Annotated in this window: 10 protein-coding genes; 8 read left to right on the top strand and 2 right to left on the bottom strand. The window is 42.9% G+C overall.

Features of this window, described 5'->3' with window-relative positions; genetic code table 11:
* Positions 1–88: 88 nt before the first annotated feature.
* On the bottom strand, positions 89–298 hold the full coding sequence (locus ABWW58_RS04450; RefSeq protein WP_353868021.1) for a Spo0E family sporulation regulatory protein-aspartic acid phosphatase: 210 nt from the start codon (positions 296–298) through the stop codon (positions 89–91).
* A 154-nt stretch (positions 299–452) separates the two neighbouring features.
* Between ABWW58_RS04450 and ccpC the strand changes: the two genes are divergently transcribed.
* The 8 genes from ccpC (at position 453) to ABWW58_RS04410 (ending at position 10,870) form a co-directional block, all read left to right on the top strand.
* On the top strand, positions 453–1,322 hold the full coding sequence (ccpC, locus tag ABWW58_RS04445) for a transcriptional regulator CcpC (RefSeq protein ID WP_353868020.1): 870 nt from the start codon (positions 453–455) through the stop codon (positions 1,320–1,322).
* A 44-nt stretch (positions 1,323–1,366) separates the two neighbouring features.
* Complete coding sequence (gene dapD, locus ABWW58_RS04440; protein ID WP_353868019.1) at positions 1,367–2,077, top strand: 2,3,4,5-tetrahydropyridine-2,6-dicarboxylate N-acetyltransferase; 711 nt, start codon at positions 1,367–1,369, stop codon at positions 2,075–2,077.
* A gap of 41 nt (positions 2,078–2,118) precedes the next feature.
* Positions 2,119–3,228 (top strand): N-acetyldiaminopimelate deacetylase, encoded by a 1,110-nt coding sequence (locus tag ABWW58_RS04435; protein WP_353868018.1) that lies wholly within the window; start codon positions 2,119–2,121, stop codon positions 3,226–3,228.
* A 360-nt stretch (positions 3,229–3,588) separates the two neighbouring features.
* On the top strand, positions 3,589–4,137 hold the full coding sequence (locus ABWW58_RS04430; protein WP_353868017.1) for a peroxiredoxin: 549 nt from the start codon (positions 3,589–3,591) through the stop codon (positions 4,135–4,137).
* 242 nt (positions 4,138–4,379) lie between these two features.
* Entirely contained in the window at positions 4,380–5,810 is a 1,431-nt protein-coding gene (locus ABWW58_RS04425) for a transposase (protein ID WP_353867738.1), read from the top strand.
* A gap of 301 nt (positions 5,811–6,111) precedes the next feature.
* Positions 6,112–7,881 carry an ABC transporter ATP-binding protein gene (locus ABWW58_RS04420; protein WP_353868016.1) on the top strand — a complete coding sequence of 590 codons (1,770 nt, stop codon included), beginning with the start codon at positions 6,112–6,114 and terminating at the stop codon, positions 7,879–7,881.
* Positions 7,881–9,692 carry an ABC transporter ATP-binding protein gene (locus tag ABWW58_RS04415; RefSeq protein ID WP_353868015.1) on the top strand — a complete coding sequence of 604 codons (1,812 nt, stop codon included), beginning with the start codon at positions 7,881–7,883 and terminating at the stop codon, positions 9,690–9,692. Before ABWW58_RS04420 ends, ABWW58_RS04415 begins: the two co-directional genes overlap by 1 nt.
* Before the next feature lie 161 nt (positions 9,693–9,853).
* Positions 9,854–10,870, top strand: coding sequence for a cytochrome d ubiquinol oxidase subunit II (locus ABWW58_RS04410; protein WP_353868014.1), 1,017 nt, complete (start codon positions 9,854–9,856; stop codon positions 10,868–10,870).
* Positions 10,871–10,968: 98 nt separating this feature from the next.
* On the opposite strand, the gene rnjA is transcribed toward ABWW58_RS04410, so the two are convergent.
* Complete coding sequence (gene rnjA / locus ABWW58_RS04405; protein WP_353868013.1) at positions 10,969–12,675, bottom strand: ribonuclease J1; 1,707 nt, start codon at positions 12,673–12,675, stop codon at positions 10,969–10,971.
* Between the last annotated feature and the right edge of the window lie 2 nt (positions 12,676–12,677).

Genomic DNA, 12,677 nt, shown 5'->3' with positions numbered 1-12,677 from the left:
CGGTTACAAGAAGGGGAATAAAAAAATAATAAAATGATCACCGGCCACTGGCCGGAAACATTATTGATCAATAGGTGTAACAACTTTGTTATATTTGTGCACTCTCAAGTGATGGTGAATGCTTTTCCTGTACTTCAATAATCAATAGATCAAGTTCTTGACTACACCGCAATGTTTGCTCGGCATACAGACCATAATGTTTCGCGGTATTTAATAATTCCTGTCTTTTCTTCTCTATATTTTTTGAATAAACGGTACTAATTTCCTGGGATATACATACCACTGGAAATTCAGACATGAACACATAGCCCCTCCCGACACTGTATAAACTACCAATATTAAATCTATTATAGCATGTCCTCTTTTTTTGTCTACTAAATGAACGAAGGCTCTATCAAAAGTAGTCGTTTTGCATATTACAATCTATAATGAAACACAGGAGGGGAATATGCATGAAGCTGTCAGACCTTGAATTGATCACTATATTATCCGACGAAGGTAATATGCGAAAAGCCTCCGAACGGCTCTTTGTATCCCAACCCGCCCTAAGCCAGAGGCTCCAATATATTGAACGTGAATGGAATACGCAATTATTTGTACGTTCAAAACGCGGCGTGGTATTAACTGCAGAAGGTGAACTCGTTGAACGCTTCGCACGTGAAACGCTGGAACGGGCGGCGGAGACTCGCGCTGAGCTTCAGGCGCATGAGTCGGAAATCCATGGGACACTGAAACTGGCGGTCTCATCAGTGAATGGTCAATATTGGCTTCCTGATGTTCTGAAAACTTTTGTTGAATCTCATCCGCTCGTAAAGATTTCGCTGACAACGGGTTGGTCGAGCGAAATTTTGAAGCAGATGTATCGGGCGGATTGCCATGCTGCGATCGTACGCGGTACGCCAAAGTGGGGTGGAGGAAAGGTATATCTGTTTTCCGACCCGCTAAATTTTGTGGATTCGAAGATCGCCACATTAGAAGAACTGAAGAATGAGGAACGTCCTTATATCCAATTTCGCAGTGACTCGTCATATGATCAAATCATTCAGAATTGGTGGCATTCGCAAAATTTAAGACTGCCTGTTCGCACGATTATGGTGGATCAGATTGAGACGTGCAAACAGATGGTCACGCACGGAATTGGTTATGCGGTTCTGCCGTCGATCAGTCTCACAGAACGAGATACGGTGAACAAGATTTTACTGCTCGATCATCAAAATCAGCCGATTGTCCGCGAGAATTGGCTTTTATACGATCGAGAGGCACTTCACCTTGATCAAGTTCTTGCGTTTGTAAACCTGGTGAAACATAGACTTTTCTCGTGAAATTAGATAATATAGCAATGAAATGACAATTAGGAGGAACGTTCATGAAGCAGATGGATGCGTATGAAATTATTTCATTTTTACAAAACAGTGTTAAGAAAACACCGGTAAAAGTTTACATAAAGGGTGATTTGACATCTTTGTCATTCGGTAAAGATGTTCACACATTTATTAGTGGACAAGCGGGTACCCTGTTTGGCGATTGGCAAGAAATTGAACCGGTTCTTGCAGCAAACAAAGACAAAATTAGCGATTATGTAGTTGAAAACAACGCCAGAAATTCTGCGGTGCCATTACTTGACTTGAAAGGCATTGAAGCGCGTATTGAACCAGGTGCGCTGATCCGTGAGAAAGTTGAGATTGGCAAGCAAGCGGTTATCATGATGGGTGCTGTTATTAATATTGGCGCTGTTGTAGGCGAAGGAACGATGATCGACATGAACGCAGTGCTTGGCGGACGCGCGACGGTAGGAAAAAACTGCCATATAGGTGCTGGTGCGGTACTTGCTGGTGTTGTTGAACCACCATCCGCACAACCGGTTGTTATTGAGGATGATGTTCTTGTTGGCGCTAACGCAGTTGTTCTAGAAGGTGTACATATTGGAAAAGGTGCGGTTGTTGCCGCCGGAGCGATTGTCACCAAGGACGTTCCGGAATACACAGTTGTCGTTGGCGCACCGGCCCGTGTTCTTAAGAAGATTGATGAGAAGACGCGTTCGAAAACAGAAATAATGCAAGAACTGCGTCAGCTATAATAAATACGGGTGATTGCTCGCAAAATGGGAAGGGATCAATCATGGACTATATTGGGATCAGACGTGCTTTGCATCAGATTCCGGAGCTCGGCTTTGAAGAGGTGGAGACACAGGCGTTTCTATTAGAACAGATTCAGCGGCTGCCTCAAGATCGGATCCAAATGAAAAAGTGGAAGACCGGATTGCTTGTTCATGTATCAGGAACCGATCCTTCGAAGCTTGTTGGTTTTCGTACAGATATTGATGGACTTCCGGTCAAAGAAAATACTGGATACGATTTTCAATCCAAGCATGAAGGGAAGATGCATGCGTGCGGTCATGACTTTCATATGACAATTGCGCTGGGCGCTCTTGAGAATATTGTGCTGCATCCGGTAAAAGAAGATACACTATTCATTTTCCAACCGGCTGAAGAAGGACCTGGCGGTGCATTGCCATTGATGGCGAGTGACGAATTCAAAACATGGAAACCGGATCTAATCTTTGCGCTGCATGTGTCACCGGAGTTTCCTGCAGGTACGGTCGCCACAAAAGAAGGGATTCTTTTTGCGAATACTTCTGAGCTTTTCATTGACTTCAATGGTAAAGGCGGTCACGCTGCAAGTCCTCATTTAACACATGACACAATTGTCGCCGCCAGCCATTTTATAGTCGGGCTTCAGACAATTGTCGCGCGCCGGGTTAATCCGCTGCATTCCGCCGTACTCACGATTGGAAAAATCACCGGTGGATTTAAGCAGAATATCATTGCTGAACACGCCCGTGTTGAAGGAACGATAAGAACGCTAAGTCAAGACACCATGGCGCTGATTAAAGATGATATTGAACGGCAAGTTAAAGCGATTGAAATCGCCTACCAATGTAAGGGAACGATTGATTACGGAGCAAATTATTACCAAGTATTCAATCGTAAGGAATACGTTGATCCGTTCATTTGCTTTTGCAAGGATAAAGATTTCCCGTATGTCATTTGCGATGATGCGATGGCAGGTGAGGATTTCGGCTATTTTTTGAAAGAATTACCCGGATTCATGTTTTGGCTAGGCATCGGTAAAACATCAAGCTTGCACGCGGCAGATTTTAAACCTGATGAAGCAGCGCTTGCTCAAGGGGTTAAGGTGGTCAGCGCGTATATTAGAGAAGGTAGTTAAACAAAATAGAATGAATGAGTCAATCCTCCGGAACGAAAAGAGTTTTTCGTTCCGGTTTCTTTTTTTTTTGTGTGAATTGCTGCCAAGCGTATTAATGGGAGATCAGGTAGTTACGTGCTATCATTAATAAGTGACAGGGGAGAAATGATTTTAACAAGCGTATTATTTGATAAAATTATTTCTAAATGATAATATAATATCCTGTTTTTATGATTAATAGTCTTTTATATCAATGTATATAATTAATTTAAATTAATTATCATTTGATATTGACTTAAATTAATTGTGATACTATAATTAGTGACATAGCCTCATGTTCCATGAGGAAAGAAGCTAATTTTTAGGAGGTATTATCGAAATATGGTAGAACGTCTTGTAAGTGCAAAGGCTCCTTTATTTAACCTTGACAGTGTCAATGCGGATGGTTCATTCGGTAAAGCGAATTTGGAAGAGAACATTAAAGCTGGAAAGTGGACGATTTTTTTCTTCTATCCAATGGATTTCACTTTTGTATGTCCGACTGAAATCACGGCATTTAGTGACCGTTATGAAGAATTTCAAGATCTTGGTGCGGAAATAATTGGTTGTTCCTGTGACACAATCTACACACACCAAGCTTGGATGAAGACTTCGAGAAGAGAAGGCGGCATTGGCAAAATTAACTTCAGTCTTGCGGCTGATCACACTCACGAAGTTGCAGAAAAGTACGGTGTGCTTATCCCTGAAGAAGGTGTTGCACTTCGAGGCTTGTTTATCATAAGTCCTGAAGGTGATCTTCGTTACGCAGTTGTCAATGACAACAATATCGGTCGTGATGTTGACGAAACATTGCGTGTTCTTCAAGCACTGCAATCCGGCGGACTATGCCCAGCAAACTGGCACCCTGGTGATGAAACACTGCACGTGTGATTCGGAAAATATCAGAACCAAATAATAAATATCGGCAGAATAACTGCTTTTGATAAACAGGACAATTTGTCCTGTTTTTTCATATGTCTGGAGAGTGAAAAGTTCTGTGTGAATAAACAAAAGGATAACCCTTAAATGGGATTTTATGGTATCCTCTATTTCTACGACAAAAGAGAGGATAAAATCGCCAAGGGTTATCGTAGTTCTTATTCTATCGTGTTCCTTCGCGATTGACTAGTGCCATGTTAAAATTTATTGATTCTGTACTTCTGTTCTTCCGTTCTTGTTTCCATAGATTCGCTACGTTTCAATGGTTTGTTGTGATCATTATCGGTTTGATGATACGTTCTGACTGTCTCGGAATCACTTCGGTGATTCGTGACTTGTCCCTAAACCCGAAGGGTTATGAGTCCATGATTCATTTCTTTCGTTCTTCCGCATGGTCTTTGAGCGAACTACGGCAACAGTGGCTGCGCGTGGTGCTCAAGTTTGCGCCGCTCAAGCATGAAGCGGGCGCCGTGGTTCTCGTTGGCGATGGCGTCAAACAGGCGAAAGAAGCCCGCTACATGCCCGCTGTGAAGAAATTGTTTCAAGAGTCCGAGGATGTATCCAAGTCCGCCTTCATCTTTGGACATCTCTGGGGTTCTGTGGGCATCCTGATCGGAAACGCTGGAAAGTTGTTCTGCCTACCTCTTTTTCTTCGCCTTCATGATGGTGTCCAGACGATTCGTCAATGGGAAACGTGCGATGAAAATCAAGACTCCCACGTGGTGCAAATGATTGATCAAGGATTTTCAGCCGCTCGGGTGCTGGGACGTGCGTTGTTTCTACTTGACCGTTATTTCTTGTCTGTACCTGCACTTCGTCGGTTGAATCAACGGAATCAGGAAGGAAGCACGCAACTGGATCTGGTGACGAAAGCAAAAACCTCCTGCGTGGCTTATGAACACCCCGTTCAAACGGGCGGACGGGGACGTCCACGGAAAAAAGGAACCAAAGTGCATGTAAGCACACTGTTTGAAACGCAGGAGAACCAGTTTCAAACGACCCGTCTGTCTCTTTATGGGAAAAAAGAGACGGTCTCTTATCTCTGCCTTGATCTGCTTTGGGGGCAAGGACTGTATCAAGAACTGCGTTTTGTGCTCGTTGTGATGGGTGGACGCCGTTCGATTCTTGCCAGCACGGATCAATCCTTAGAACCGGAGGCCATCATCCGGCTTTATGCCTGGCGTTTTACCACCGAAACTACTTTTCGAGCGATGAAACAGTCACTCGGTGCTTTTGCCTATCATTTTTGGAGCCGTTCGATGCCCAAACTGAACCGTTATCGCAAATCGGATGAACCCGATCCGCTGGATCACATAACCGAAGACCGCGCACAAAAACGGATTGTTCAAACGGTCAAAGCGATTGAAGGATCCATGATGTGCCACTGCATCGCGATGGGCTTGCTTCAGATGATTGCGTTGCGTCATGACACGAAGAGACAAAAGAATCTTTTTCGCTTTTTACGAACCCCATCCAAGGGAGCAGCTTCAGAAGCAACCATTATGGCTCATTTACGTCAGACGATTTTTCAACGGTTTGCCCGAAATCAGCATTTAGCCATAACGCAAATAATTCGAGAAAAGCAGGAAACACCTGAGTTACAGGACGAATTAATGATTTCTTAAGAGCCTAGAACTTTTGACTGCCCAGTCATATGTGAAGGAAGGTAAAATTTTCGCTGGAATGATTAGAGACACCTCTGTTACTTGCCTTTGCCCAAGACTTCGTAAAGACAGTTTTTTTGATCAATTTAAATCAATAACTCTGGATGAAAATTAAAAATGATCACAGATAAGATCTGTCATGCGAGGAGCGAAAGACTTGTTGTCTGCATTCAATCTGTTAAAATGGGGGGTACTGCAAGATCATACATAAAGAATTGTTCCACATTCTAAAAGCGGAATAATAGGGGGAAGGGGCTGTACAGTGAATATATTCAAAAGGCTGAAACCATTTTATTGGCCAGACAGAAAGTATTTGTTTGGATCTCTGTTATTTCTCATTCTCAGCAGTGCAATCACAATCGTGTATCCGATTGTTTTGCAGCTGACCATTGATCAAGCAATTATCCGTCGGAACATTTCGCTTATTCCGATTTTATCTATTGGCTTTGTACTTATAATGGCTGTTAAAGGGTTCTCAAGTTACTATAGTCAATATTGGGGCGATATGTTCGGTGTCAGCTCAGTTTTTCACTTGAGAGAGGCACTTTATAAGAAACTACAATATCTTCCTTATCACTATTACGACAGTGCGAAAACCGGAGATTTGATGTCGCGACTGACAGCCGATGTTGAAGGATTCCGTTTTTTTCTGTCTGCAGGATTTACGCAACTTGTTAATTTTGTTGTCTTGGTTGGATTCAGCATTGCACTCATGTTTTATTATTCTTGGGAACTGGCACTTGTCACATTGGCGATGACTCCTTTTCTTTGTGTGAGTGTTTTTCGCTTTGACAGGCGAGTTCACCCTGCATTTCGTAAAATTCGGCTGTCACTGGCAAGCATGAATACACGTGTCCAAGAAAATATTAGCGGCATGAACACGATTAAATCGCTAGGCAGAGAAAATTTTGAAATAAACCGTTTCTCAGAAAGTAATCAAACATACAGAACGAGAAACTTGGTAACCGCTGATATATGGGCAAAATATTTTCCGCTAATGGAACTTATTGGAAACATAAGTACGGTCTTCATACTAGCACTTGGCGGCTATTTTGTTATATCCGGACATCTAGCACCAGGGGCACTGGTCGCTTTTTTCAGCCTTGTCTGGTACATTATGGATCCTTTAATGAGTCTTGGATTTATGATCAATACTTTTTCACAATCGAAGGCTTCCGGAGAGCGCCTGCTTCAAATTCTTGACGAAAAAAGTGATATTGCGACTCCAAAAGATGCGTTTCAAAAGGAGCGTCTTGACGGAGATGTTGTTTTTCAAAAAGTATCTCTTCTTTATCCAAATGAAAAAGTGCCTGCACTTGAACAGATTAGCTTTGAAGCAAAACCGGGGAATGTTATCGGTTTAATGGGAGCTACAGGTTCAGGAAAATCAAGTATTACTCAGCTTATCGGACGTTTTTATGATGTGACTGGCGGCGAAGTTCGCATCGATGGCTGCCCGGTTAAATCTTACGACTTGAAGTCTCTCAGGAAGAATATCGGATATGTATTGCAAGAAAATTTCCTTTTCTCATCAACCATTCGGGATAATATTGCTTATGGAAAGCCGAAAGCCACGATGGAAGAAGTGGTGCAGGCGGCAAAACGTGCTGAAGCAGATGAATTCATTCGTACGCTGCCGAACGGCTATGATACGGTTCTTGGTGAGCGAGGAATGGGACTATCAGGTGGTCAGAAGCAGCGCATTTCGATTGCTCGAGCTCTGCTTGTCAACCCAAGCATCTTAATTTTGGATGACGCAACAAGTGCAGTTGACATGCGTACTGAAGGATTAATACAAAAGGCATTTAAAGAATTGATGAAGGGCAGAACAACATTCATCATTGCCCATCGAATCTCATCCGTGCAGATGGCGGATCAAATCCTTGTACTTGAACATGGCCGAATTAAAGAACGTGGAAACCATGATGAATTAGTCCGCCATGATGGTATTTATCGAAGAATCTATGATATTCAATTTAAGGATCGTGATTTTATAAAGCAGCAAGTCGCACGTCCGGGGAGGAATCAGTGATGAAGAGCGAAATGGGAAAAGAACGATTTTTCTATCCGGAGGACCGGGTGATTGAAAAACCATTCAATTGGAAGCAGCTGCTTCGACTTTTTAACTATTTAGGTCCCTATGTAAAGACGCTGATTCCGAAGGCAGTCGCGGCTATGGTTGTTACGACAGTTATTCGACTCATTATTCCGATTATAATTGGCGTTTATGCGTTTGATCAGGCGATTGACGAAAAAAATTACAACATGCTTTACTGGCTAGTCGCAATAACCGCTTTGTTATATGGGCTGTCATTTGTCAGCAATTGGTACAGAATTCGGACGACAAACCAACTGGGTCAGTATGTGATTCATGATTTGCGGGAGAGTTTATTTAATCACATTCAATATCTGTCTCACCGATTTTTTGACTCGAGGTCGGCTGGTTCAATTCTTGTTCGTATCATTAACGATGTCAACTCAATGCAAGACTTGTTTACCAACGGGGTTATCAATACTCTGATGGATAGTGTTACCCTGATCGGTATTTTTGTGATTTTGTTTGTGCTCAGTCCACCTCTTGCAATCGCAGTTTTGATTGTCATTCCGTTGATGTTCTTTATCTCAACGAAGTTGCGGCGCAGTATTCGCCGTGCATGGCAAAAAGTGCGTATGAAAATGTCAAAGTTGAATTCCCATTTAAATGAGAGTATTCAAGGAATACGTGTGACACAATCGTTTACTCAAGAAGAAGAGAACAGAGCTTATTTTAACGGAGTCAACACGGAGAACTTTTTAGCATGGAAAGAGGCCTCACGAAAAAATGCGATGTTTCGGCCATTTGTCGATCTATCCAATGCAGTTGGATCAGCAATTTTAATCTGGTTTGGCTCATTTCTTATCCATCAGAACTCGATTGAAATCGGAACTTTTGTGTCCTTCGCTTTTTATCTTGGTATGTTTTGGGGGCCGATTTCACGTCTTGGTCAAGTGTATAATCAACTACTTGTTGCTATGGCATCATCGGAACGAATTTTTGAATTTCTGGATGAACAGCCAAGTGTTCCAACTAAAAAAGATGGAACGAGCATGAAAAATGTGCGCGGTACGATCGATTTTGATCACGTGGAATTCAGCTATACCGGCAAACGAAAAGCACTCAAAGGAATTTCATTTCATATTCCGGCAGGAGAGACTTGGGCTCTGGTTGGACACACAGGGTCAGGAAAAACGACGATTGCCAACCTGATTAGTCGCTTCTACGATGTGACTGCGGGTACCGTTCGTTTTGATGGTATCGATGTGCGCGATCTTGATTTGCGTGAATTGCGCGCAAGTGTGGGAACAGTGATTCAGGAGACCTATGTTTTCTCTGGAACAATCATGGATAATATTCGCTTTGGTAACCCGGACGCGACTGATGCGGAGGTTATTCAGGCGGCAAAGGCAATTGGCTCGGACACATTCATTCAAAGTCTTCCGAATGGCTATCTTACTGAGGTAGAAGAACGAGGCAATATTCTTTCCGTTGGTGAGCGGCAGCTCATTTCTTTCGCGCGAGCCTTGCTCTCAGATCCGAAAATTCTCATTCTTGATGAAGCAACGGCAAGCATAGACACAGAGACGGAAGCAGTTATTCAAACAGCGCTGAAACAATTATTGAGAGGGAGAACATCCATAATCATCGCTCATCGTTTATCCACGATACGAGATGCAGACCAAATTGTTGTACTGAACGAGGGAGATATTGTTGAAAAAGGTACTCACCAGCAACTAATGGAGCTGCAAGGCAGGTATTTTGATTTGGTGCTCAGTCAGTACAATGCTCTCGACGGAGTATCATAATTAATATTTCTATTGAGCACACGGCTGAACAAGAATTGATGTTTTTATCATTGCAGTACTTTGTATCATTCATTGAGTTGAGAATGCCGGATCGTTCTTTGGTATAATAGTTATGCGTGCCGCAATAGTGCGGAGAGCCCGCAGATTGGAGAGAGCAGGTCATGGTGCAACAATTGATTATGATCACCCTGTGGATTATTATTTACGGGTATATGATCACGGCATCAATTGAATTCGGAACGGGTTTCTATTTGTTTTATGGACAACTTCTTATAAAACAAGAGCGTCTTTATATGCCGCTTCAAAATTGGCTGTCACCAGTCTCAGAGCTTATAAATATTGGCTTTGTTCTTATTTTTACAGTTGTGATCGGTTTATCTCCCGAGATTGTTCTTAACTTTCAAACGCCATTGGTGTTCTGTGCTGTACTCGCAATCCTTCTCACAGTTCTCAAAGGTGCATTCTTTGCAATGGCTGAGCTTCTGCCAAAAGGAAGAAAGGCGAGCAAATTCTTTTTTGCCGGAAACGGTGTATTGGGGATCTTTATTCCAACGGTGCTCAGTATCACGCTGGTGATTAGTGAAGGCGGTTTTTCTATTTATGGGGCGGGAGGTCTTTTCGATTTTCTTACGTACATGTTTTCTAATTTATACTTTTGGTCTGTAATGGTCATTGCTATTGTCAGTATTTTTTACATAGGTGCGATGCATCTTGTTTGTTTTGCCTCATCGATCAGAAATCGGGAACTAACGGATCATTTTAGAACGATCGCACTCTTTATGAGTATGCCGACGGTGCTGGCAAGTGGTTTTGTTTTTCTGGGGATTGAGCTTCAGAATCCGGATCATTTTCTGCGAATGCTCGGCGATTCATGGTTGTTCATGTTCTCACTTATTTGTTTGCTGGTCGCTGTGACACTCGTATTCTTGAGAAACTATCGGTTTGTTTTCACATTGGTCATGCTGCAATATTTTTTCGCTTTTTTCGGGTATACGGTTACACATCTCCCGTTTCTCGTTTATCCGGATATAGTGATTGATTCACGACTATCCAACTGGGGTCAGTCAGGGTGGTTTTTCCTGATTACATTAATTACCGCACCTACGTTGCTATCGCTTCTCCTCTTAATGAGGAGACGTGGCGTATTGCGAAATGCAGCATTTCGAAAATCTAATTAGAAAACGTGTCTATTGTTTCTCTGTTGTATAAAAAAGTAAAAGCACAACGAACCGTTAATGGCTCGCTGTGCTTTTGATTTTAATAGGATATTTGCACTTTACTTACTGTTTTCCACTTGTTTGTTCGCTTTTTCATCAACTTCCATTATGATTGGAAGAATCATTGGCCTGCGGCGTGTCCGTTCATAAAGGAATGGTGCAAGAATATCTGTTACCTCACCCTTGATTTCCGACCACTGTAAGGAATCCCGCTGGATCACTTCCTGGAGACGAGAAGCGAGCAGGGTTTGCGCCTCGTTAATGAGATCGCCTGATTCACGCATATAGACGAATCCGCGTGAAATGATATCCGGACCGGCTAATAACTTGTGTGCGTCGATGTCCGCACTGACGACCACAATAACCAATCCTTCTTCGGAAAGAATCTTCCGATCGCGGAGAACGATATTACCAATGTCACCAATTCCGCTTCCGTCAATATAAACAGATCCAGATGGAATCTTACCGGTGACTTTCGCTGAGTTTTGATCGAGCGCCAAAACATCACCGATATTCATGATAAATGAGTGATCATATGGAATTCCACATGCGTGTGCCGTCTCGACATGTTTTTTAAGCATCCGGTATTCACCGTGGATGGGCATAAAAAATTTTGGCTTTAGCAAACGGAGCATTAATTTTTCTTCCTCTTGACCACCATGTCCGGACGTATGAATGTTGCTCAGTTTGCCATGGATGACATCCGCTCCGGCACGGTAAAGCTGATTGATTGTACGGTTAATGCTGACCTTATTACCCGGAATAGGGGATGAGGAGAAGATTACCGTATCACCGGGTTGTACTTGAATTTGACGATGGGTGCCGTTTGCAATTCGAGACAAAGCTGCCATTGGTTCACCCTGGCTTCCGGTACACAGAATGGTCACTTGTTGATTTGGCAAATGGTTAATCTGTTGGTGGTCGATAAATGTGTCCTGCGGTGCATTAATATATCCGAGCTCTTCTCCGATTGTTATTGCAGCTTCCATACTTCTTCCGAAAACGGCAATTTTACGCCCGGTAGCTACAGCGGCATCCACAACTTGCTGGAGACGATGGATATTAGAAGCGAATGTGGCAAAAATAATCCGTCCGTCCACTTTACGAAAAATATCTTTAATGTTTTCGCCAACTTCGCGCTCGGTCATTGTAAAACCGGGAACTTCAGCATTTGTGCTGTCCGACATGAGGCAAAGGACGCCTTCTTTACCGATTTCAGCCATTTTTGTGAGGTTGGCGATCTGTCCGCCAACAGGTGTGAAATCAAATTTAAAGTCTCCTGTTTCAACAATATTTCCTTGGGGTGTCTTAACAACGACACCATATGAATCAGGAATACTATGCGTTGTTCTAAAGAAACTAACCGATGTCTTCTGAAATTTGATGACGTCATCCTCGGTGATCTCGTGAATCACCGTTGTGCGCAGGAGATTGTGTTCGTCAAGTTTGTTGCGGATTAAACCAGCTGCCAATTTTCCGGCGTAGATCGGCACATTAACCGCGCGTAATAAATAGGGAACGCCGCCGATATGATCCTCATGGCCGTGTGTAATGATTAAACCCTTAATTTTATCAGCGTTCTTTACTAAATAGCTGTAATCCGGAATGACGTAATCAATGCCTAGCAGTTCATCCTCCGGGAACTTAATGCCGGCATCAATAACGATGATCTCATCCTGAAATTGAACCGCATAGGTGTTTTTGCCGATTTCTCCAAGCCCGCCGAGAGAGAAAACGGCCGTTTGATGGTTTTTCACAAATTTCATAC

This window comes from Sporolactobacillus caesalpiniae (assembly GCF_040513385.1).
Lineage (GTDB): Bacteria > Bacillota > Bacilli > Bacillales > Sporolactobacillaceae > Sporolactobacillus.
The sequence above is the reverse complement of the archived record's forward strand: the minus strand, read 5'-3'. Positions and strand labels throughout refer to the sequence as shown.